Consider the following 21,857-nt stretch of genomic DNA (forward strand, 5'->3'; position numbering starts at 1 on the left):
TGCCGCAAAGCAGAGTTTTCACTCGCCTTCCGAGCAAATATTCACGGCCAGTTCACAAAGTGCAGTCAGCTGTGAACAACCCCGAGCGAACGCTTCGGAAACAACGCCTAAATTAGCCATGATGCGTGACCTCCCCTTTCGGAGCTCACGGTAAATGCCAACCCGCTGCGGATTCTGCGCGCGGCAGCACCCGAATTATCAGGGATACGTGTAGGGTGGAGATGCACAACCGCTGGACTGTGTAGCAATAGGCTTTATCAAGACGCTTCATCTCGTCCACAGCCGCCGGTTGATTCCTCCTCCTGACTGAGTGCTTAAGTAGCCACAGCAAGCAGGACGCGTACGTCGCGATACCGGCCCAATTGGTCGGACATCGCTGGACACGGGAATGGCCAACCACTCCCGACGCACCTGACACCGACCGTGAGAAGTCGTGTGTGCCGAACGCCGTTTCCGGCAGCCCGGAAACCGACGGTACTACATGAAAAGAATGCTGATTAACGCGACTCAACCCGAAGAGTTGCGTGTTGCACTGGTAGATGGCCAACGCCTCTACGACCTGGACATCGAATCCGGTGCACGCGAGCAGAAGAAGGCCAACATCTATAAAGGCCGGATTACTCGCATCGAACCAAGCCTTGAGGCTGCCTTTGTCGATTTCGGCTCTGAGCGCCACGGCTTCCTGCCCCTCAAAGAAATCTCCCGCGAATACTTCAAGAAAGCTCCCGAAGGCCGCGTCAACATCAAGGACGTCCTGAGCGAAGGCCAGGAAGTCATCGTTCAGGTCGAGAAAGAAGAACGTGGCAACAAGGGCGCCGCCCTGACCACCTTCATCAGCCTGGCCGGTCGTTACCTGGTTCTGATGCCGAACAACCCGCGTGCCGGCGGTATCTCCCGTCGCATCGAAGGTGAAGAGCGCAACGAACTGCGTGAAGCCCTGAACGGTCTGGTTGCCCCGGCCGACATGGGTCTGATCGTTCGCACTGCCGGTCTTGGCCGCAGCAGCGAAGAAATGCAGTGGGACCTCGATTACCTGCTGCAACTGTGGACCGCCATCAAAGAAGCTTCGCTGGATCGTTCCGCGCCGTTCCTGATCTACCAGGAAAGCAACGTGATCATCCGCGCCATCCGCGATTACCTGCGCCAGGACATCGGCGAAGTGCTGATCGACAGCATTGAAGCCCAGGACGAAGCCCTGACCTTCATTCGCCAGGTGATGCCGCAGTACGCCAGCAAGATCAAGCTGTACGAAGATAGCGTTCCGCTGTTCAACCGCTTCCAGATCGAAAGCCAGATCGAAACCGCCTTCCAACGCGTCGTCGAACTGCCTTCCGGCGGCTCCATCGTCATCGATCCGACCGAAGCCCTGGTGTCCATCGACATCAACTCGGCGCGCGCCACCAAAGGCAGCGACATCGAAGAAACGGCTCTGCAGACCAACCTTGAAGCCGCCGAAGAAATCGCCCGTCAGTTGCGCCTGCGCGACATCGGCGGCCTGATCGTCATCGACTTCATCGACATGACCCCTGCCAAGAACCAGCGCGCCGTGGAAGAGAAAGTCCGCGAATGCCTGGAAGCCGACCGCGCCCGCGTGCAAGTCGGTCGCATCTCGCGCTTCGGCCTGCTGGAAATGTCCCGTCAGCGCCTGCGTCCGTCGCTGGGCGAAAGCAGTGGCATCGTCTGCCCGCGCTGCAGCGGCACCGGCATCATCCGTGATGTTGAATCGCTGTCCCTGGCCATCCTGCGCCTGATCGAAGAAGAAGCCCTGAAAGACCGTACCGCCGAAGTTCGTGCACAAGTGCCGATCCCGGTGGCGGCGTTCCTGCTCAACGAAAAACGCAACTCGATCACCAAGATCGAACTGCGCACCCGTGCCCGCATCGTCATTCTGCCGAACGATCACCTCGAAACGCCGCACTTCGAAGTGCAGCGTCTGCGCGATGACAGCCCGGAAGCCAGCATCAACCAGTCCAGCTACGAGATCGCTGCTGCCGCTGCCGAAATCGAAGACGTCCAGCCAGCCGCCGCGACCCGCACCCTGGTTCGCCAGGAAGCCGCGGTCAAGACGGCACCGGCCCGCGCCAACGCTCCGGTGCCGACCGAAGTCGTCGCCGCTCCGGTGGCGGCACCAGTCGCCGCGCCAGAGCCAAGCCTGTTCAAGGGCCTGGTGAAGTCGCTGGTCAGCCTGTTCGCGACCAAGGAAGCACCTGTTGCTCCGGTTGTGGTTGAAAAACCAGCGACCACCGAGCGCCCAGCCCGCAATGAAGAGCGTCGCAACGGTCGTCAGCAGAGCCGCAACCGTAACGGTCGCCGCGATGAAGAGCGCAAGCCTCGTGAGGAACGTGCACCGCGTGAAGAGCGCGCACCACGCGAGCCACGCGAAGCCCGCGAAGAAGCGCCAGCAGTCGCCCGCGAAGAACGCGCTCCACGTGCCCCTCGTGAAGAACGTGCACCGCGCGCACCACGTGAAGACCGCAAGCCACGTGGCGAGCGTGAAGAGCGTCCGGTACGTGAACTGCGCGAGCCTCTGGATGCCGCTCCGGCCGCCGTTGCCACCGCTGAAGAGCGTCCGGCCCGTCAGCCACGCGAAGAACGCGCTCCACGCCCACCGCGTGAAGAACGTCAGCCTCGCACCGAGCAAGTCGCTGCTGCTGCCGAAGAAGAGCTGCCAACCAGCGAAGAGCAACTGCAGGAAGACGGTCAGGAGCACGCCGAAGGCGATCGCCCACGCCGCCGCTCCCGTGGCCAGCGTCGTCGCAGCAACCGCCGTGAACGTCAACGCGATGCCAACGGCAACGTGATCGAAGGCTCGGAAGAGGCCGAATCGGCTGAAAACGCCGAAGCGCCAAGCGCTGCCGATCTGGCCGCCGGCCTGGCGGTTACCGCAGCCGTTGCCAGCTCCGTGATCAGCGCACCTGCTGAAGCACAGGCCAACGAGCAAGCCGAACGCGCCACTGCCGCCACGCTGGAAACGGCTCCGGTTGAAGCACCCGTGGTTGAAGCCATCACGCCGGTAATCGTCACCGCTGCTCCGGAAATCGAAGTGGCACCGGTGCGTGAAGCACAACTGGAAGTTGAAGCCGCCGCTGAACCAGTGGTTGCCGCAGAACCTGTAGTTGAAGCGCCAGTGTCTGAACCGGCACGTGAAGTTCGTGAAGAACAAACCACGTTCAACTGGGTCGCCGAGCCACCTGTAGCCGTCGAAGCGCCAGTCGCTGAAGCCCCAGCTACTGAAACCACGCTCTCCGAGCCAGTGGTTGCAGCAGCCGAGCCTGCTCCGGCGGTTGAAACTCCGGTTGTTGCCGAAGCCGCTCCTGTCAGCGCCCTGACCCCAAGTGGTCGTGCGCCGAACGACCCGCGTGAAGTACGTCGTCGCAAGCGTGAAGCCGAGCGTCTGCAGAAGGAAGCCGAACTGGCTGCCGCTGCTGCTCCGGCTGAAGCGGTTGTCGCTGCCGAACCTGCACCGGTTGTTGACGAAGCGGTCGACTCGGCACCTGCTGCCGAGTCGGTCATCGAGGAAGCACCGCGCTCCGTACAGGAAGCGGTAGAGCAACACGAACAAGCCCAGGAAAAAGAGCACGAGCCTAAACCCCTCGTCTGATTCCATCGGCCACTAAAAAGCCCCGCCTGGTGATCCAGGCGGGGCTTTTTTATGTCCTTGTCTTTGTGTTGATCGCTCCCACGCTCTGCGTGGGAATGCCTCAATGGACGCTCTGCGTCCGCTTGGGACGCGGAACTTCCCGGGCTGCATTCCCACGCAGAGCGTGGGAACGATCATTACGGGAAGACCAGCCCCTCAGGCACATCCACATCCCATAACACCCCGGGATCCTCTACCACCACCTCAACCACCCTCGCCTGCACGAACAGTGACTTGGCGCCCTGATCACCGGTCAACGCCATCAAACCCGGCCCGAAGCTTCGTCCGAACCCCACCGGATGCCCATATTGCCCTTCATGCACCGGCACGCTGATGGCGTCATCCGCAATGGCCGCGACGACCTGTTCAATGCTCGACGGCAGGATAAACGGCATATCCCCCAACATGATCAGCCAGCCACCGAGTTTCGAACCGGCTGCCACTCCCGCCGCAATACTGTCGCCCAGGCCGGTCGACTCGATCCGCACAATCTCGCAACCATAGGCCTGAGCCATGCGGATCACTTGCGGGCGGTCCGCGGTGGTGACCAGCACACGCTTCTCAAGGGTGGCCGGCAGATTCACCAGCACCTGCTCGATCATTGAGTGCACGGTCATGCCGTCACGGCCGGTACAGTCCGTCAGCAGCTTGTCCTTGTCGTCACCCGCTACCTGTCGAAACCGACAGCCCTGCCCGGCAGCCAGAACGATAACGCCGATGGAGTCGCTCATACGCCCTCCTGCAACGGCCTCTTCTGTTTCAGCTCGATGCCATTCTTGATTGCCACAATCTCGGCCAGCAGCGACAAGGCGATTTCCGCCGGAGTATGGCTGCCGATGTGCAAGCCGATCGGGCCGTGCAAACGCTCGATGGCCTGTTGGGACAAGCCTAGCTGAGCCAGGTTGTCCCGACGTTTCTGGCTGTTGACCCGAGAACCCAGCGCACCGACATAAAACGCCCTGGAATCCAGGGCCGTGAGCAGCGCCATATCATCCAGGCGCGGATCGTGGGTGAGCGCGACGATGGCGGTGCGTTCGTCGGTCTGGATGGTCAGCACTGCTTCGTCGGGCATGCCCGGGACGAAGCGACCGTGTTGTTCTTCCCAGCCGTAGACGAACTCGGTGCGTGGATCACAGATCAGTACTTCGAAATCCAGCAGCCGTGCCATCTCGGCGACATACCGCGACAGCTGCCCCGCGCCGATCAGCAACAATCGCCAACGCGGACCGTAAATGGCGCGCAGTGTGCGGCCGTCAAAACTCAGCACGTCGCTTTTGTTCGCCGGGTGCAAAACCACTTCACCGGTCGCAATATCCAACGATCGCGCAACGATTTCATGGGCCTCGCAACGCGCCAACAACTGGGCGACCCACGCCGGATCGCCGACACGCTCCTCGGTCAGGCGCAACGTGCCGCCGCAGGGCAAACCAAACCGCGCGGCCTCCTCACGGGTGACGCCATAGGTAATCAACTGCACCGGCGGCCCATCGGTCGGGATACGGCCATCGTGCAGCCGGGCAATCAGGTCATCCTCGACACAACCACCGGACACCGAGCCAATCACCACGCCGTCGTCACGCAAGGCCAGCATGGCGCCAGGTGCCCGGGGCGCGGTGCCCCAGGTCTGGACCACGCTGTACAAGATCACCCGCTGGCCGGCGCGGCGCCACTCCAGCACGCTGCGCAGGACGTTCAGATCGACGCTGTCCATCAGGCTTGCGCCTTCTGCCAACCTTGCAACTGATAGCGCACCGGCAAGTTACGGATGCGCTTGCCGGTGGCGGCGAAGATCGCGTTGCACAGCGCTGGCGCAATCGGCGGTACGCCCGGCTCACCGACGCCGCCCAATGGCACATTGCCCGGTGGCGTGACCAGATGCACGGCGACTTCCTTCGGAGCCAGGGACAGGCGCGCCACTTCGTACATGTGGAAGTTGTCCTGCTGGACCTTGCCGTCCTTGAAGCTGATTTCCCCCAGCACCGCGTTGCCCAGACCCATCACGCAGGCGCCTTCGAACTGCGAGCGAATCCGCTCGGGGTTGATCTGCGGGCCGCAATCCACGGCGATGTCAGCCTTATGCACGATCAGCGTGCCGTCGTCCTTGACTTCGACTTCGATCACCGCCGCCACATACGTGACGAAGCTGTAATGCACCGCCAGGCCCAAGCCGCGGCCCTTGGGCAACTGACGTCCCCAACCGGCGGCTTTGGCAGCGGTTTCCAGCACGGTGCGCATCCGCGCGGTATCGATCGGATAACGCTCGGGGGATTCGCCGTAGTTCCACTCTTCACTCAAGGTGCGCGGATCGATCTGACGATCCGGTCCGAGCAGCTTGATCTGGTACTTGAGTGGATCCTGACCAGCCTTGTGCGCCAGTTCATCGACAAAGCTCTGAATCGCAAAGCCATGGGGAATGTTCGACACCGAGCGATACCAGCCGACCCGCGTGTGGACCGTCGCTTCAGGGTTTTCCAGGCGTACGTTGGGGATCGCGTACGCCATGTTGGTGAAGCCCATGCCCAGCTCGAACGCCGCCTCATGGTTCATGCCCGGCGCGAACAGCGCGGTAATGCTCGGCGCCACCGTGCGGTGCAGCCAACCAGACGGCAAGCCGTCCTTGTTCAGGCTGGCCTTGAGGTATTCGGCAGACACGGTGTGGAAATACGAGTGGTGGATGTCGTCTTCACGGGTCCACTGCACCCGCACCGCTTTGCCCGGAAACTCCTTGGCCAGGATCGCCGCTTCAATGACGAAATCCGGCTTGGACTTGCGACCGAAACCACCGCCAAGCAAGGTGACATTGAACGTGACGTTATCGAATGGAATGCCCAGGCGCTCGCCAATCCGCTCGCGGGTGACTTGCGGCGCCTGACTTGGCGCCCAGGCTTCACACGCACCGTCCTTGAAACGGGCGACGGCGACCATCGGCTCCATCGGCGATTGCGCCAGGTGCGGCAGATAGTAGGAAGCTTCAAGGGTACTGTCGGCAGCACTTATGGCCTGGTCGATGTTGCCGGTGTTGCGCACCACTTTGCCGGGCTTGAGGGACGCGGCTTCAAGCTCCTTGCGGTAGGCGATCGAATCGTAACTGGCGTTGGGACCGTCATCCCACTCGATCTTCAGCGCTTCGCGGCCCTTGATCGCCGCCCAGGTGTTGCTGGCCACCACAGCCACTCCGCCAAGCGGCTGGAACTCGGACGGCAATGGACGGCTTTCGACTTGCAGGACCTTGATCACCCCCGGGACTTTCATCGCAGCGCTCGCATCGAAGGATTTGACCTTGCCGCCGTAGACCGCTGGACGGGCGATGGTGGCGAAGAGCATGCCGTCGAAATGCACATCGGCGCCGTAGACCGCGCGACCGTTGACGATGTCCGCGCCGTCGATGGCCTTGGTGCCTTCCTTGCCGATGTAGCGAAACTCCGACGGCTGCTTGAGCCGCAGGCTGTCGCGAGCCGGCACCGTCAGCGCACTGGCTGCGGCGGCCAACGCGCCGTAGCCCAGTTCGCGACCGCTCGGTTGGTGAATGACTTTATGCAGTTGCGCGCGGCACTCGCTGACCGGCACTTTCCACTGCTGGGCGGCAGCTTGTTCAAGCATGGTCCGCGCAGCGGCACCGCAACGGCGCATCGGCTCGTACCAGTGACGCATGCTGCGCGAACCGTCGGTGTCCTGGTTGCCGAAACGCACTTCATCGCCCGGCGCTTGTTGCACTTTGACCAGCGCCCAATCGGCGTCCAGCTCATCGGCCACCACCAGGGTCAGGCTGGTGCGCACGCCCTGGCCCATTTCCGAGCGATTGCACATCACGGTCACACTGCCATCGTCGGCAATGCTGATGTAAACCTTCGGATCATCGATCCAGCCGTTGGGCATGCCATCGGCGCCGAACTTCTGCTCTTTTTCGGCGGCCAATGCATCCTGCCATCCCCAACTGGCAGCCAGCACTAGCGCACTGGTGGCGCCCACGCCTTTGAGAAACCCGCGGCGGCTGAGGTTGCTCAGCGCAAAATCATTCGGTAGCTGACTCATGCCTTGGCCTCCTTCAGGTGAGTGGAGGCCTGGCGGATGGCGGTCTTGATCCGGTTGTAAGTGCCGCAACGGCAGATGTTGCCGACCATCGCCTCTTCGATCTGCTCGTCGCTGGGGTTCGGGTTGGTTTTCAGCAGTGCAGTGGCCGACATGATTTGCCCGCCCTGGCAGTAGCCGCACTGGGCCACGGCGCTGTCGAGCCAGGCTTGCTGGACGACTTTGCCCACCGGATCGTTATGCAGCTCGTCGATGGTGGTGACGTTTTGCCCGTTCACGGAACTGATAGGCGTGATGCACGCCCGAGCCGGTTGGCCGTCGATATGAATCGTACAGGCACCGCACAGTCCCATTCCACAGCCGAACTTTGTTCCTGGATGGCCGCCCGCGACATCTCGAATGGCCCAGAGCAGCGGCATCTCGTCAGGAACGTCCATTTTGTAGGGTTGACCGTTGAGTATCAGGGTATTCATGGGCACGCCCGCATAGTGATAGAGGTTATGGGGTCGAGCAATCTGCCGCTTGGGTTCGCAATTCATACATGCAGATCGACTCAGGCTAAGTAGGCTCTCTTATGCAGACGGCGACGTCTGTACCGGGCCTTTTATGGAGCAAATGCTTGCATCGTTAGGTGGCTAAGTTAACTGAGCATTAACAAAAAAGCCCTGCACATTTGAAGATGTGCAGGGCTTTGGAATCAGCCTGAAAGCGTAGCCTTAATACTGGTTGGGTTCCATTTCCAGGTCGACCTTGAAACGCTCTGAAATGTCTTTCTGAATGCGCTGCGCCAGGTTCAGCAATTGCAGGCCCGTTGCTGCACCGTAGTTGACCAGCACCAGCGCCTGTAATTTATGCACACCCGCATCGCCGTCGCGAAAGCCTTTCCAGCCGGCCCGCTCGATCAACCATCCCGCCGCCAGTTTCATTTGCCCGTCGGGTTGTGCGTAAGCCACCAGCTCCGGGTATTGATCCTTGAGTTGCGCCACTAATGTCGCCGGGACCAAGGGGTTCTTGAAGAAGCTGCCGGCATTGCCTAGCACTGCCGGGTCCGGGAGCTTTTCGTTGCGAATGCTGCAGATGGCCTGGCTGACATCGCTGGGCGTAGGGTGTTCGATGCCTTGTTCGGTCAGGCGCTGGCGAACCGGGCCGTATTCCAGGTGCAGGTGCGCGGTGCGCGTGAGGGTGAAACGCACCCGTAGGATCAACCACCGCCCCGGTTCCTGTTTGAACAGGCTGTCGCGGTAGGCGAAGTTGCACTCGGTCAGCGTGAAGTCCCGCAGCTCGCCGGTCTGGCGATCGAGGGCCGTCAGGCCGGCGAACACGTCCTTTATCTCGACGCCGTAAGCACCAATGTTCTGCATCGGTGCCGCACCCACGGTGCCGGGAATCAGGCTGAGGTTTTCCAGCCCCGACAACCCTTGCGCCAGGGTGTGTTGCACAAACGGATGCCACGGTTCCCCCGCCTCGGCTTCGATCACCACCTGGTTGCCGTCATCGCTCAACAGACGAATCCCCCGGGTGGCCATGCGCAGCACCAATGCCGGCACATCAGCGGTCAGCAGTAAATTGCTGCCGCCACCGATCACCAGCACGGGTACTTCATGTTCCAACCCGTAGGCCAGGGCTTCGCGCACGTCGGCATCGCTATGGGCTTCGGCAAACAGCCGGGCCTGTACGTCCACGCCAAAGGTGTTGAACGGCTTGAGCGAAACCCGGGGTTGAACCTGCAAACTCATAGCCGTCCCTTCAATTCGATCACCAGCAGATCGCTGGCGCGCTCGATCAAGTCCAGTACCTGTTCGAAACCCTGCTCGCTGTCGTAATAAGGATCCGGCACTTCATCGACTTCCGATTGGAAACGACGCAGGAACAAATCCAGCTCGGCCTTGCCATTGGCCGGTTGCAAGGCCTTGAGGTGGCGCAGGTTGCTGTTGTCCATTGCCAGGATCAGGTCGTAGGCGGCGAAATCGGCGCGGCTTACTTGCCGGGCGCGCTGGGCGGAAAGGTCGTAGCCACGCAGCTTCGCCGCGGCCTGGCTGCGCTTGTCCGGGGCCTTGCCGACGTGCCAGTCACCGGTGCCGGCGGACGCCACTTCGACCTGATTGGTCAGCCCCGCCTCACGCAGTTTGTGCCGCAATACGCCTTCAGCCGTGGGGGAACGGCAGATATTGCCCAGGCAGACGAACAGAACCCGCATCAGGCCTCCAGCAGGCGACGAACGCGCTCGAGGTCTTCAATGGTATCGACGCCGGCAGGCGGTGCGATCAGTGCGTCGGCGACATGAATCCGCACGCCATGCCAGAGCGCCCGCAATTGCTCCAGAGCCTCGGTGTTTTCCAGCCAGCACGGGCCCCAGGTGACGAAGTCCTGCAGGAAACCGGCGCGATAGGCATAAATGCCGATGTGACGGCGATAGGGCACACCTTCCGGCAATTGCTCGCGGCTCTTGGCGAACGCGTCGCGAGCCCATGGCAAGGTGGCACGACTGAATGTCAGTGCCAGGCCATTGAGGTCGCTGACCACCTTGACCACGTTGGGATTGAACAGGGTCTCCACGTCTTCGATCGGCTCGGCCAGGGTGGCCATGCGCGCTTCGGTGTGGGCAGCCAGGTTGGCGGCGACCTGATCGATCACGCTCGGCGGAATCAACGGCTCGTCGCCCTGAACATTGACTACGATGGCATCCGGGGTCAAGCCCAGTTTCGCCGCGACTTCGGCCAGACGATCGGTGCCGGAATTGTGGTCTTCGCGGGTCAGCACCACTTCGGCGCCAAAGCCCCTGCAGACCTCGACGATGCGCGCATCGTCAGTGGCCACCACCACGCGCTGGGCGCTGCTTTTGCTCGCCTGCTCCCAGACGTGCTGGATCATCGGCTTGCCGGCGATCAACAGCAGCGGTTTGCCCGGCAGACGGGTTGAGGCATAGCGCGATGGAATGACAATGGTAAAGGCTGTGGTCATTTATCCAGACGCTCGTCGGTGGTCAGGGTGCGCGCTTCGCTTTCGAGCATCACCGGGATGCCATCACGAATCGGGTATGCGAGGCCGGCGCCCTTGCTGATCAGCTCGGTTTTGTCGGCGCTGAGCTTGAGCGGGCCTTTGCAGACCGGGCAAGCGAGGATATCGAGCAATTTGGTGTCCATGTACATTCCCTGGATAGAAACGGAGTTAAGGCAAAAGACGAGCCGGCAACAGGCGCATCAGCTGCGTATCGAACCAGGCCACGAAGGCCGGCGATGGCGCAGCATCGACCGTCAGGTACCACCAATCGGCGGCGGCGAAGGCACGGCACTTCACCGCGTCCTTTTCCGTCATTACCACTGGCAATGACGGTGTGAAATTCAAGGCCTGCACGCTGTACTCGGCGTGGTCGGCAAATGCATGGGGCACTGGCCGCCAGTGTAGCGTTTCGAGGGTCGTGAAGAAACGCCGGGGATTGCCGATCCCGGCCACGGCATGCACGGCCTGACCAACAGGAAAATGGTCGAGGGGACGCCGTTCGCCGCTGTGCAGGTTGACCAGTTCGGTGGGTTGCAACTGGAACGCAAAACCGTCTTCGCGATCATTGGCAGCACCGTTATACAGCACGGCATCGACGCTTTGCAGACGCTCGACCGGTTCGCGCAACGGCCCGGCAGGCAGGCAACGCTTGTTGCCCAGCCCCCGAGCGGCATCGATCAGCACCAACTCCAGATCACGAGCCAACCGGTAATGCTGCATGCCATCGTCGGAGAGGATCAGGTCCAGTGGCTCACTCGCCAGCAAGGCTTTGACCGCGCGGCTGCGGTCCGGGTCGATCATCAGCGGCACGCCGGTGCGCTGAACGATCAACAGCGGTTCATCGCCCGCCACGTCCGCGCCTTGATCCACCTCGACCCGCCACGGCAATTGCGGCGGTTTGGCGCCATAACCACGGCTGACCACACCGACCCGCAGACCGCTGCGCTGGCAATGCTGGATCATCCACAGAATCAGCGGCGTCTTGCCGGTGCCGCCTACCGTGATGTTGCCGACCACGATCAGCGGCACCGGCGGTTGGTAGATCTCGCCCTCGCCCGCCAGAAAGCGCTCGCGCTTGCCGATGACGACGCGCCGATACAGCCATTCCAGAGGCTGCAACAGCTTCAACGCCGGATGACCGTCATACCACGCGGCGAGCAATCGATCGGACATGGTCATCAGGACGCCGGCGCCGCCTCGACAGTGGTCATGCGCAAGTGGCTGAAACCGAGCTTGCCGGCAGCGTCCATCGCGGTGATGACAGACTGATGAGGGGTCTTGCCATCGGCGCTGATGGACAGCGGCAGGTTGGTGTCGCCATTGGATTCTTTCTGCAGCGCTTCCATCAGGCTGGTCAGGTCGCTCTTCGGCAACAGCTGGTTGTTGACCGAATACGCCCCATCGGCGCTGATGGCGATGTCCAGTTGCTTGAGCTGCTGGTCTTCGGCCGGGGAGCCGCTGACCGCTTCCGGCAGGTCGACGCGCAACTGGGTTTCACGGGTGAAGGTGGTGGTCACAACGAAAAACAGCAACAGAATAAACACCACGTCGATCAGCGACGCGAGGTTGATGTCTATCGTTTCCCGCGGCTTACGACGGAATTTCACGCTTTACCCTCGGCCAGGTCCACGTCGCGGTCGCCCTGTATGACCTCGACCAGTTTGATCGCTTCCTGCTCCATGCCCACCACCAGTTCATCGATCCGGCGTTGCAGGAAGCGGTGGAAGAACACGGCCGGAATGCCGACCATCAGGCCTGCGGCGGTGGTGATCAGCGCCTTGGAAATACCCCCGGCCAGCACCGCGGCGTTGGTGCCCATGCCCGTGCCCATGAACGCACTGAAAATATCGATCATGCCCAGCACCGTCCCCAGCAGCCCCAGCAACGGGGCCATGGCGGCGATGGTGCCCAGGGCGTTGATGTAGCGTTCGAGTTCGTGAATCACCCGCGCTGCGGCCTCTTCGATGCACTCTTTCATGATCTCGCGACCATGTTTGGAGTTGGCCAGACCGGCGGCCAGGATCTCGCCCAACGGAGAGTTGGCGCGCAGTTCCTTGAGTTTTTCTTTATTGAGTTGCTTGTCCTTGATCCAGACCCAGACCTGCCCGAGCAAGTGCTCCGGGGTCACGCGGCTGGCGCGCAGGGTCCAGAGACGCTCGGCGACGATCGCCATGGCCGCGATGGAACTCAGAATGATCGGCAGCATCATCCAGCCGCCGGATTTGACCAATTCCCACACAGTGACAGTCCCCTCGAAAAAGTGCGCCACTCTAACATAGGGGGTGGGCGCACCGAAGACCGGGATGTCGCATCCGGTCGGGCTTTAATGATGCGAATTACTGGCGCAATGGTGGCGGGTCGCGCCAGAAACGCCGTTCCTGAAGCATCGTCCACGGCGGTTTGAAACGCCCCAGTTGTAGACGAATGGCACCCTGCTCGGCGCTGTCGTAAATCGCCACACCACGCTTTTGATACCGCGCCACGACGGTGGGGTGAGGGTGGCCGAAAGAATTACCGTTGCCACGGGAGATCAGCACGGCTTTGGGTTGCAAGACCCTGAGCAATACTGTCGAGGATGAACTGCGACTGCCGTGGTGCGGAGCCTGCAACCAGTCCGTCGGCACCGCCAATGGACTGTCGAGCAGTGCCCGCTCGACCGTGCTATCGATATCGCCGGTCAGCAGTAACCGCTCGCCGTTGGCTTCGATCTGCAGCACGCAGGACTTCTGATTACGGTCGCTGGCCGATGGCCACTGCCAGAGTTGGAACCCCACGCCGTCCCAGGTCCACTGCTGACCGCTCTCGCAACCCTCGGCGTGTAGCTCGTCGGGCAGCGCCAGTGGATCGCCACTCAGTACTCGCGTCACCGGCACACCGCCGGCAACCGCTCGCGCACCGCCGGCATGATCGGCGTCGGCGTGGCTGATCAGCATCAGATCGAGTCCGTTCACGCCCAGCTTGCGCAGTGATGGCAACACCACCCGCTCACCCAGGTCGATATCACCGAACCGTGGCCCGGCGTCATACAGCAGGGTGTGATGGCGGGTGCGCACCAGGATGGCCAACCCTTGGCCGACATCCAGTTGCCAGACTTCGGCGATGCCTTCAGGCAGCGTGTGCCGAGGCGCAAAAACCAGCAATAGCAGCATTGGCCAGCCCAACGGGCGTATTGGTACGCCTCGCGGCAGCAACAGAAGAAAGGCACCCAGCATGCCGATCGCCCACACCCATAACGGGACCGCCACTGGCACCCACGCGGGCACTTGCCCGGCCATCAACGCCAACCCCTGGAACAAAAGATCGATCAGACCGCCGGCCAACCATAGCAACCCTTCGCCCACATAAGGCACGGGCAACAGCAGTGTTCCGAGCAAGGCCGGCGGCAAGACCGCCAGGCTGATCCAGGGCACCGCCAGCAGGTTGGCCAGCGGCCCGCTGAGGCTGATCGGCAAGCCCAGCACTAACAGCAGCGGGCACAGACCGATCGCGATCAGCCATTGGGCGCGGGTCCAGGTTTGCCACCAGCGCCACGGCCCCAATCGCCCGCCAAAGGTGAAAATCAGCACCGCTACCGCCGCAAAGGACAACCAGAAACCCGGTTGAAGACTCGCCAGCGGGTCCATCAGCAGAACCCCGTCAAGCGCCAGCAACAGCGGCCACCAAGCGCCAAGGTGACGGAACCGTAGCCGCCACAACAGCACCAGCCCGATCATCAGGCAGGCCCGCCGCACCGGTACCTCGAAGCCGGCCAACAGCCCATAACCGAGCGCTGCCGTGAACGCCAGTGCGCACGCCCATGGGAGCCATGGCAAGCGCCTGGGCCATAAGCCATAACGCGCCAGCCCGGCGATCAGCAGATACACCAGCCCCGCCAGCAAACCGACGTGCTGCCCGGAAATCACCAACAGATGCACGGTGCCGGTGTCTTGCAGCACCTGCCAATCCTCACGACTGAGCCCGGCGCCATCCCCCAGCACCAACGCCGTCAGCGCCCCCGTTCGCCCCTGGGCATCCACGGCCAGCAATCGCTGGCGGATGCCGTCGCGCCAGGCCCACTGCGCTTCCCTCAGCCGCTGGCCGTCCTTGACTGTCCCGGTGGCGCCGATGCGTTGGGCCAGTAGCCAGGCGTCGTAATCAAAACCATGGGGGTTGAGCAGCCCGGCAGGACGCTTCAACTTGACCGCCAGCCGCCACCGTTCGCCGCTGTTGACGGCCGGCCCGCCGTACCAGGCCAGACGCAAGCGCCGAGGCAGTTGGGTGCGCCGCGACTGACTGTCCGTCAGCTCGAAACGCACCACGCCCTCGGCCTGTTGCGGCAACCCGGTAACACGACCTTCGACCCAACGAGTCTCGCCATCGAGATCCAGCGCCAGGCGATCATCCAGCGCCCACTGTGCATTCGCGCCCGCCCAACTGAAACCGAACAACAAAAATGCCAGTGGAAAGGTTCGAAACGGCAGCAACATCAAACCCGCTACCGGCAACACCAACCACAACCCCGCCGGCGGTAATGCCGGTAAAAAACGCAAGGCCAGCAGACCCAACGCCAGCGCCATCATCCCTGTGCGCATAAGCCCGTCCTTGAGAGTCCCCTCACTAGGCTTAGTCGTCGCGCCGCACGGGCGTCGTTAACAATTGTCACAAAGTCTGAATGGGCGGTTCATAGAATCCAGACATACTTGCCGCCTTAACCGACCGAGAAGCCTTATGCCCCGGCGCTTATTCAAACGTTACATGCCAGACCCGACCAGCATCAGGGAACACAAATCCTTACGCTTTCTTGGCACCCTGCTGCATGACCCCAACCTCTGGCACCTCAATCGCCACTCCGTCGCGCGGGCCATGGCGGTCGGCCTGTTCGCGGCGTTCCTGCCCATCCCGTTGCAGATGCTGCTGGCCGCCATCCTCGCCATCGTGGTGCGCGGCAACATGCCGATTGCCGTCAGCCTGGTCTGGCTGACCAACCCGATCACCATGCCGGCGGTGTTTTTCTGCACCTACCAGACCGGCGCCTGGCTGATGGACGTTCCCGCCAGGAGCTTGCCGGACGAGTTGACCTGGGAATGGATCAGCGGCGAACTCTCGACTTTGTGGCAGCCGTTTTTACTCGGCTCGGTGGTAACTGGCCTGGTGCTTGGGGCGCTGGCTTATTGTCTGGTGATGATGTATTGGCGCTGGTGGGTGAGTCGGCAATGGGCACGGCGCAAGCGCAGCCGGATGCAAGAATGAAAAACGGCCTCCATTTGGGAGGCCGTTTTTTATATGGGGGCATATCCATTGCTGCGGTGGAAGCGTCAGGTACGCATCCCGCGCCCACTCACCAGCAACCGCGCACAACCGATGTACAGCACAACGGTCGCTACCAGCATGAAGGCGATCGCCACGCTGATCTTGATGTCCGACACGCCGAGGATGCCGTAGCGGAAGGCGTTGACCATGTGCAGCACCGGGTTGGCCAGCGACACGGTCTGCCAGAACGGCGGCAGCAGGCTGATCGAGTAGAACACCCCGCCCAGGTACGTCAGCGGTGTCAGCACAAAGGTGGGGATGATCGAGATGTCATCGAAATTGCGCGCAAATACCGCGTTGATGAAACCCAGCAGCGAGAAGATCGTCGCCGTCAGCAGCACCACCAGAAGGGTCACGCCCAGGTGATGCACCTGCAGCTTGGTAAAGAACAGCGACAGCAACGTCACAATGATCCCGACCATCAACCCGCGCAGCACACCGCCCAGGGTGTAGCCGATCAGAATCGTATGCGGTGACACCGGCGACACCATCAACTCTTCGATGGAGCGCTGGAACTTGCTGCCAAAGAAACTCGACACCACGTTGCCGTAGGAGTTGGTGATCACCGACATCATGATCAGCCCCGGCACGATGTACTCCATGTAGGTGAAGCCACCCATGTCGCCGATCTGCCGACCGATCAGATTGCCGAAGATCACGAAGTACAGAACCATGGTGATGGCCGGCGGCAGCAGGGTCTGCGGCCAGATCCGGGTGAAGCGCCTGACCTCACGGTAAACGATGGTATTGAGGGCAATGAGGTTGGGTTGCAGCTCGGAACTCATACCGCCACCTTCGACAGATTTTTCTCCACCAGAGACACGAACAGCTCCTCGAGGCGATTGGTTTTGTTACGCAAGCTCAACACTTCGATGTTCTGCTGCGCCAATTGGGTGAACAGCGCGGTAATGCCCATGGCCTTGTCGACCTGGACTTCCAGGGTATGGCTGTCGATCAGTCTGGTCGGGTAACCGAGCAACTGCGGGGCCACTTGCAAGGTGTTCTTCATATCCAGCAGGAAGGTCTCGACATGCAGTTGGCTGAGCAACTGCTTCATGCTGGTGTTCTCGACGATGGTGCCGTGGTCGATGATGCCGATGTTGCGGCACAACTGCTCAGCCTCTTCCAGGTAATGGGTGGTGAGGATGATGGTGATGCCTTTGTTGTTCAGTTCGGTGAGGAAGGTCCACATCGAGCGACGCAATTCGATGTCCACCCCCGCCGTCGGTTCGTCGAGGATCAGCAGGCGTGGTTCGTGGACCAGTGCCCGGGCGATCATCAGTCGACGCTTCATGCCGCCGGACAGGGAGCGCGACGGCACATCGCGCTTGTCCCACAAACCCAGTTGGGTCAGGTACTGCTCGGCGCGCTCCTTGGCGATTTTCGCCGGAATGCCGTAGTAACCGGCCTGGGTCACGACAATGTCGAATGTCTTTTCGAACTGATTGAAGTTGAACTCCTGGGGCACTACACCAATGCAGCGTTTGAGCGCCGCCGGCTCCTTGTCCAGGTCGTGACCGAAGATATTCACCGTTCCGCTGGTCTTGTTCACCAGGGTCGAGAGAATGCCGATGGTCGTGGATTTGCCGGCGCCGTTAGGGCCCAGCAAGGCGAAAAAGTCACCTTCGGCGACGTCCAGATCGATACCACTCAAGGCCTGGAAACCGTTGCCGTAGGTTTTGGTTAGCTGCCGGATGGACAGAGCGGAACTCATATCGGATTTACGCACCAAGAAGGGAAGAAAGGGATAAATAAGGGCGGGCGGCGAGCAATGCAACCGCGGCGCACGAGCGCAATGGTGCTTGTCGCTGCCACACAAGTACAGTCATGCGTGTCGATAGTGAGTATTAAGTCAACGCGGTCATGACGGCTTTGCGATACGCTGGACGCTGTTTCAACCGCGCGTACCAGGCTTCGAGATGAGGCTGCGGCGCGCGCTCGATCGGCATCTCGAACCAGGCATAAATGAAACTGCCCAAGGGAATGTCGCCCATGCCGATCTCATCGCCCGACAGGTATGGTTTGACCGCCAGCGCTTGATCGGCCATCGACAGCAGATCGTCGCATTCCTTGATCGCCGCCTTGATCGCCGGCCAGTCCTGCTGCTCTTGCGGGGTGCGCAACACGCCCCAGAACACCGTGCGAAACGGCGCGGCAAAACTTGAGGTGGTCCAGTCCATCCACTTTTCCGCCGAGGCACGGGCTTGCAGGTCCGTCGGATACCAGGCAGTGCCGCTGGCATGGCGAGCCATCAGGTAACGCACGATGGCGTTGGATTCCCACAGCACGAAGCCGTCGTCTTCGATCACCGGCACGCGACCGTTGGGATTCATCGCCCGGTACTCAGGCGTGTCGACCACGCCAAAGGCACCGCCGGCGTCAATGGCTTCATAGGCCAGGCCCAGCTCTTCGGCGGCCCACAACGGCTTTCTGACATTCGACGAATTTTTCCGACCCCAGATCTTCAGCATGACCGCTCCTTGTTGGATAAATGCGCAGGGCAGCATACGCCGGATCAGGCGCGACTCAAATCGCTCTGCATGTCACCCAGTTGCAGCGGCAGTCGCTCGCCGAACAGATGCGGATAGCACTTTTCCAGGTGTTGGAAAAAGAACGCTTCAGGCACATCGGTGAACTGGCCGTGATCGACCAGGTACTCCATCAACTGCTCGCCGTCGCGATTGAAAGGATGGAACACACTGTCGTTGACCCCGTCGAACTCCAGTGGCGCGACATTGAACAGCTCGCACAGTTGTTGATTGAAAGCCGGCGTGGCTTTAACCCAACGCTCGTTCAAATAAAGCTCGGTGTAGCCGTGCATGGCGAACACATCACTCTTGAGCAGTTCGAGCAGGCGCGGCGTCGACAGGTGATTGCGCACATCCGCCAGACCGATACGCGCCGGGATCCCGCAATGCCGGGCGCAACCGGCCAACAGCGTGGCTTTGGGCACGCAATAACTCTCCCCGGTCGCCAATGCGTAGCTGCCGCGCAAAGTCTGTGGGTCGCGGCTGAAGGTGTAGGGGTTGTAGCGCACGGCCTCGCGCACCGCGTAATAGAGATTGATCGCCTGCTCGAGCGGATCGCGCCGGGCACCACGATGTTTTTCGGCGAACGCCACCACCGAGGGATGGTCACTGTCGATGAAGCGGCCGGGGCTCAGATACGCGTGCATGGGCACAATCTCCAGGGGGAAGCCACGAGTCTAGCGATACCTTCAGCACAGAGATAACGACGTTTCGGCCAAATATCAGCGCTTGCCCGCCCTGTTGACGAGCCCTCCATCGAAATAACTGACGAAGTTCAGCCGTTGCGTCCTACGAACTCAAACCGATCACTCCGACCACCCGGTTTTATGGATGCCGTCTAAGCTCTGAGAGTGGTTTTATCCCTGGTTTCACGGAGAATTGAATATGTTGCTGTTGTGGATACTGGTTCTGGTGGTCGGGATTGCCTGGCTGGCACATCGTCGCACTGCGCCCCTACCCGCCTTGGCCATCATCGCTGTCTATCTGCTGGCGATGGGCATCTTCAGTCATGCCCCCGTCTGGCTGCTGCTGATTTTCTGGGTGGTGCTCGCAGCCGTGGCCGCGCCCCTGTTGCTGCCGGACCTGCGCCGAAAACTGTTCACAGCCCCTATTTTCAATTGGTTCCAAAAAAACCTGCCGCCGATGTCGCAAACCGAGCGTGAAGCCATTGAAGCCGGCACGGTCTGGTGGGACGGCGAGCTGTTCAGCGGTCGCCCGGACTGGAACAAGCTGCTGGCCTATCCAAAAGCGCAACTGAGCGAAGAGGAACAGGCGTTCATCGATGGCCCGACCGAAGAGCTCTGCGCCATGGTCAGCGATTGGCAGATCAGCCAATTGATGGATCTGCCGCCCCAGGCCTGGGATCACATTAAACAACATGGTTTTTTTGCCCTGATCATTCCCAAGGAATACGGAGGTAAAGGCTTCTCGGCGTATGCCCACTCCCAGATCGCAATGAAACTGGCGACCCGCAGCGGCGACCTGGCCTCCACCGTCATGGTGCCCAACTCCCTGGGACCCGCGGAACTGCTGCTGCATTACGGCACCGAAGAACAACGCAATCATTACCTGCCACGGCTGGCTCGCGGCGACGATATCCCCTGCTTTGCCCTGACGGGACCGATGGCGGGCTCCAACGTAGGGGGCATGACCGACACCGGGGTGATTTGCAAAGGTGAATGGGAAGGCCAGGAAACCCTCGGCCTGCGCCTGAACTGGGAAAAACGCTACATCACCCTCGGTCCGGTGGCGACCCTGATCGGCCTGGCCTTCAAGGCCTATGACCCGGACCATCTACTGGGCGATAAAGTCGACCTGGGGATCAGCCTCGCCTTGATTCCAACCCAGACCCCCGGTGTAGAAATCGGCCGCCGTCACCTGCCGCTGGGCGCCGCCTTCATGAACGGCCCGAACGCCGGCAAGGATGTGTTCATTCCGCTGGAATTCATCATCGGCGGTCAGCAGATGCTCGGCGAAGGCTGGATGATGCTGATGAACTGCCTGTCGGTCGGGCGTTCCATTTCACTGCCTGCCATCGGTACCGCCGCGGGCAAGTTCAGCAGTCTGGTGACGGGCCAATATGCGCAGGTTCGCGAGCAATTCAACGCACCGCTGTCAGCCTTCGAAGGGATTCAGGAAGCACTGGCGCGGATCGGCGGCAGTACCTGGCTGATGGACAGCGCGCGGATGCTCACCGCCAACGCAGTCGACCTTGGCGAAAAGCCGTCGGTACCCTCCGCCATCATCAAATACCACCTCTCCGAACGCGGCCGCGAGTGCATCAGCCACGCCATGGATGTTCACGGCGGCAAGGCCATCATCATGGGCCCGAACAACTACCTGGCGCGTAGTTGGCAAGGTGCGCCCATTTCCGTCACGGTCGAAGGTGCGAACATCCTGACACGCAACCTGATGATCTTCGGCCAGGGCGCTATTCGCTGCCATCCGTTCGTGCTCAAGGAAATGGCCCTTGTCCACCGTGAAGACAAACAACAGGCGCTGATCGAGTTCGACGCCCTGCTGCTCAAACACATTGGTTTTGCGGTGAGCAATGCCGCCAGCACCCTGGTGCTGAACCTTGGCTTCGGGCATTTCGAACATGCACCGGGGGACAAGCTCAGCCAAGGCTACGTGCGCGCCCTCAACCGTCAGGCCGCAGCTTTTGCCATGCTGGCGGACCAGTGCATGATGCTGCTGGGCGGCGAATTGAAACGCCGCGAGCGCTTGTCCGCACGTCTGGGCGATGTGCTCAGCTACCTGTACCTGGCCTCCGCCGCGCTCAAGCGTTATCACGATCTCGATTCACCGGAGCCTATGCATCCGCTGTTCGCCTGGGCCATGGAAGAGAGCCTAGGCCAGTCCGAACGTGCGCTGGACGAACTGCTGACCAACTTCCCGAACAAGGTACTCGGCTGCCTGCTGCGGGTGCTGGTGTTCCCGTTCGGTCGCCGACACAGAGGCCCTTCGGACAGACTGGGGGCCAACGTCGCAGCAGTTCTCGGCCGCGCCAAGGGCGATCCAACCCTTGAGGAGCTATTGGCAGGCTGCTATCGCCCGCAATCGACAGAGGATCCGGTCGGCGCCCTGCAGCATGCCTGCGACTTGCTGAACGCCGCCAAACCGCTACAGAAAAAACTCAACACGGCGCTGAGAAGTCGCCAGGTCAAACCCACCATCGGCGAGTCTGCCATCGATGCCGCCCTGGAAGCCGGCGTCTTGCAACCGCTTGAAGCCCAGACCTTGCGCGAGGCAGAAGTGGCGCGGCGCAAGGTGATCGACGTCGATGATTTTGACAAGAAGGAGCTGGTGCTGGCCAAAGGCAAGGTCCGCTGATCCAGAGTGAAAAAGGGGCGCAGGAGCTTTATACTCCT

At 61.4% G+C, this 21,857-nt stretch carries 19 protein-coding genes; 3 read left to right on the top strand and 16 right to left on the bottom strand.

The window, feature by feature from the left end:
* The first annotated feature begins 481 nt into the window (after window positions 1-481).
* Window positions 482-3,601, top strand: coding sequence for a ribonuclease E (gene rne, locus HCU66_RS16355; protein ID WP_205889448.1), 3,120 nt, complete (start codon window positions 482-484; stop codon window positions 3,599-3,601).
* A 176-nt stretch (window positions 3,602-3,777) separates the two neighbouring features.
* Here the strand turns inward: rne and HCU66_RS16360 are convergent, their stop codons facing one another.
* The 12 genes from HCU66_RS16360 to HCU66_RS16415 all read right to left on the bottom strand — a co-directional run bounded on the left by HCU66_RS16360 (window position 3,778) and on the right by HCU66_RS16415 (window position 15,240).
* Window positions 3,778-4,371 (bottom strand): nucleotidyltransferase family protein, encoded by a 594-nt coding sequence (locus HCU66_RS16360; RefSeq protein WP_205889449.1) that lies wholly within the window; start codon window positions 4,369-4,371, stop codon window positions 3,778-3,780.
* Window positions 4,368-5,351, bottom strand: a complete 984-nt coding sequence (locus HCU66_RS16365; RefSeq protein ID WP_205889450.1) for an XdhC family protein — start codon at window positions 5,349-5,351, stop codon at window positions 4,368-4,370. Before HCU66_RS16365 ends, HCU66_RS16360 begins: the two co-directional genes overlap by 4 nt.
* Entirely contained in the window at window positions 5,351-7,672 is a 2,322-nt protein-coding gene (locus tag HCU66_RS16370) for a xanthine dehydrogenase family protein molybdopterin-binding subunit (protein WP_205889451.1), read from the bottom strand. Before HCU66_RS16370 ends, HCU66_RS16365 begins: the two co-directional genes overlap by 1 nt.
* Entirely contained in the window at window positions 7,669-8,142 is a 474-nt protein-coding gene (locus HCU66_RS16375; protein WP_205889452.1) for a (2Fe-2S)-binding protein, read from the bottom strand. The genes HCU66_RS16370 and HCU66_RS16375 overlap by 4 nt, the downstream gene beginning before the upstream one ends.
* A 243-nt stretch (window positions 8,143-8,385) precedes the next feature.
* Window positions 8,386-9,405 (bottom strand): UDP-N-acetylmuramate dehydrogenase, encoded by a 1,020-nt coding sequence (gene murB / locus HCU66_RS16380; protein WP_205889453.1) that lies wholly within the window; start codon window positions 9,403-9,405, stop codon window positions 8,386-8,388.
* Entirely contained in the window at window positions 9,402-9,866 is a 465-nt protein-coding gene (locus tag HCU66_RS16385) for a low molecular weight protein-tyrosine-phosphatase (RefSeq protein ID WP_205889454.1), read from the bottom strand. The genes murB and HCU66_RS16385 overlap by 4 nt, the downstream gene beginning before the upstream one ends.
* Window positions 9,866-10,630, bottom strand: a complete 765-nt coding sequence (kdsB, locus tag HCU66_RS16390) for a 3-deoxy-manno-octulosonate cytidylyltransferase (protein WP_205889455.1) — start codon at window positions 10,628-10,630, stop codon at window positions 9,866-9,868. Before kdsB ends, HCU66_RS16385 begins: the two co-directional genes overlap by 1 nt.
* Window positions 10,627-10,812 carry a Trm112 family protein gene (locus tag HCU66_RS16395; protein ID WP_003179363.1) on the bottom strand — a complete coding sequence of 62 codons (186 nt, stop codon included), beginning with the start codon at window positions 10,810-10,812 and terminating at the stop codon, window positions 10,627-10,629. The genes kdsB and HCU66_RS16395 overlap by 4 nt, the downstream gene beginning before the upstream one ends.
* A gap of 25 nt (window positions 10,813-10,837) precedes the next feature.
* Complete coding sequence (lpxK, locus tag HCU66_RS16400; protein WP_205889456.1) at window positions 10,838-11,848, bottom strand: tetraacyldisaccharide 4'-kinase; 1,011 nt, start codon at window positions 11,846-11,848, stop codon at window positions 10,838-10,840.
* A complete protein-coding gene (locus HCU66_RS16405) occupies window positions 11,848-12,276 on the bottom strand; it encodes a biopolymer transporter ExbD (protein ID WP_205889457.1) in 429 nt (142 codons plus the stop codon). Before HCU66_RS16405 ends, lpxK begins: the two co-directional genes overlap by 1 nt.
* Window positions 12,273-12,908: a MotA/TolQ/ExbB proton channel family protein gene (locus tag HCU66_RS16410; RefSeq protein ID WP_007941964.1), complete on the bottom strand. Its 636-nt coding sequence runs from the start codon at window positions 12,906-12,908 to the stop codon at window positions 12,273-12,275. The genes HCU66_RS16405 and HCU66_RS16410 overlap by 4 nt, the downstream gene beginning before the upstream one ends.
* 97 nt (window positions 12,909-13,005) lie before the next feature.
* Window positions 13,006-15,240 (bottom strand): DNA internalization-related competence protein ComEC/Rec2, encoded by a 2,235-nt coding sequence (locus tag HCU66_RS16415; RefSeq protein WP_205889458.1) that lies wholly within the window; start codon window positions 15,238-15,240, stop codon window positions 13,006-13,008.
* A gap of 136 nt (window positions 15,241-15,376) precedes the next feature.
* On the opposite strand from HCU66_RS16415, the gene HCU66_RS16420 reads away from it, so the two are divergent.
* The gene (locus tag HCU66_RS16420; protein ID WP_205889459.1) at window positions 15,377-15,898 is read left to right on the top strand and encodes a DUF2062 domain-containing protein; all 522 of its coding nucleotides are present in this window, start codon (window positions 15,377-15,379) and stop codon (window positions 15,896-15,898) included.
* A 65-nt stretch (window positions 15,899-15,963) separates the two neighbouring features.
* On the opposite strand, the gene HCU66_RS16425 is transcribed toward HCU66_RS16420, so the two are convergent.
* From HCU66_RS16425 to HCU66_RS16440, 4 genes are all read right to left on the bottom strand, one after another.
* Window positions 15,964-16,743: an ABC transporter permease gene (locus tag HCU66_RS16425; protein ID WP_205889460.1), complete on the bottom strand. Its 780-nt coding sequence runs from the start codon at window positions 16,741-16,743 to the stop codon at window positions 15,964-15,966.
* Window positions 16,740-17,672 carry an ABC transporter ATP-binding protein gene (locus HCU66_RS16430; RefSeq protein WP_205889461.1) on the bottom strand — a complete coding sequence of 311 codons (933 nt, stop codon included), beginning with the start codon at window positions 17,670-17,672 and terminating at the stop codon, window positions 16,740-16,742. The genes HCU66_RS16425 and HCU66_RS16430 overlap by 4 nt, the downstream gene beginning before the upstream one ends.
* Window positions 17,673-17,805: 133 nt before the next feature.
* Window positions 17,806-18,429: a glutathione S-transferase family protein gene (locus HCU66_RS16435; RefSeq protein ID WP_205889462.1), complete on the bottom strand. Its 624-nt coding sequence runs from the start codon at window positions 18,427-18,429 to the stop codon at window positions 17,806-17,808.
* Window positions 18,430-18,473: 44 nt separating this feature from the next.
* Entirely contained in the window at window positions 18,474-19,133 is a 660-nt protein-coding gene (locus HCU66_RS16440; protein WP_205889463.1) for a transglutaminase-like domain-containing protein, read from the bottom strand.
* A gap of 238 nt (window positions 19,134-19,371) precedes the next feature.
* Here HCU66_RS16440 and HCU66_RS16445 point away from each other — a divergent pair, with 238 nt between their 5' ends.
* Window positions 19,372-21,819: an acyl-CoA dehydrogenase gene (locus HCU66_RS16445; protein WP_205889464.1), complete on the top strand. Its 2,448-nt coding sequence runs from the start codon at window positions 19,372-19,374 to the stop codon at window positions 21,817-21,819.
* Window positions 21,820-21,857: the final 38 nt, after the last annotated feature.

The sequence above is a fragment of the Pseudomonas frederiksbergensis genome (assembly GCF_017114915.1).
In the GTDB taxonomy this organism is placed as follows: domain Bacteria; phylum Pseudomonadota; class Gammaproteobacteria; order Pseudomonadales; family Pseudomonadaceae; genus Aquipseudomonas; species Aquipseudomonas frederiksbergensis_I.

Bases quoted from the DNA above. Each gene is read 5' to 3' on its own strand.
- rne (WP_205889448.1), top strand. From the start codon at position 482: ATGAAAAGAATGCTGATTAACGCGACTCAACCCGAAGAGTTGCGTGTT.
- HCU66_RS16360 (WP_205889449.1), bottom strand. From the start codon at position 4,371: ATGAGCGACTCCATCGGCGTTATCGTTCTGGCTGCCGGGCAGGGCTGT.
- HCU66_RS16365 (WP_205889450.1), bottom strand. From the start codon at position 5,351: ATGGACAGCGTCGATCTGAACGTCCTGCGCAGCGTGCTGGAGTGGCGC.
- HCU66_RS16370 (WP_205889451.1), bottom strand. From the start codon at position 7,672: ATGAGTCAGCTACCGAATGATTTTGCGCTGAGCAACCTCAGCCGCCGC.
- HCU66_RS16375 (WP_205889452.1), bottom strand. From the start codon at position 8,142: ATGAATACCCTGATACTCAACGGTCAACCCTACAAAATGGACGTTCCT.
- murB (WP_205889453.1), bottom strand. From the start codon at position 9,405: ATGAGTTTGCAGGTTCAACCCCGGGTTTCGCTCAAGCCGTTCAACACC.
- HCU66_RS16385 (WP_205889454.1), bottom strand. From the start codon at position 9,866: ATGCGGGTTCTGTTCGTCTGCCTGGGCAATATCTGCCGTTCCCCCACG.
- kdsB (WP_205889455.1), bottom strand. From the start codon at position 10,630: ATGACCACAGCCTTTACCATTGTCATTCCATCGCGCTATGCCTCAACC.
- HCU66_RS16395 (WP_003179363.1), bottom strand. From the start codon at position 10,812: ATGGACACCAAATTGCTCGATATCCTCGCTTGCCCGGTCTGCAAAGGC.
- lpxK (WP_205889456.1), bottom strand. From the start codon at position 11,848: ATGACCATGTCCGATCGATTGCTCGCCGCGTGGTATGACGGTCATCCG.
- HCU66_RS16415 (WP_205889458.1), bottom strand. From the start codon at position 15,240: ATGCGCACAGGGATGATGGCGCTGGCGTTGGGTCTGCTGGCCTTGCGT.
- HCU66_RS16420 (WP_205889459.1), top strand. From the start codon at position 15,377: ATGCCCCGGCGCTTATTCAAACGTTACATGCCAGACCCGACCAGCATC.
- HCU66_RS16425 (WP_205889460.1), bottom strand. From the start codon at position 16,743: ATGAGTTCCGAGCTGCAACCCAACCTCATTGCCCTCAATACCATCGTT.
- HCU66_RS16430 (WP_205889461.1), bottom strand. From the start codon at position 17,672: ATGAGTTCCGCTCTGTCCATCCGGCAGCTAACCAAAACCTACGGCAAC.
- HCU66_RS16435 (WP_205889462.1), bottom strand. From the start codon at position 18,429: ATGCTGAAGATCTGGGGTCGGAAAAATTCGTCGAATGTCAGAAAGCCG.
- HCU66_RS16440 (WP_205889463.1), bottom strand. From the start codon at position 19,133: ATGCACGCGTATCTGAGCCCCGGCCGCTTCATCGACAGTGACCATCCC.
- HCU66_RS16445 (WP_205889464.1), top strand. From the start codon at position 19,372: ATGTTGCTGTTGTGGATACTGGTTCTGGTGGTCGGGATTGCCTGGCTG.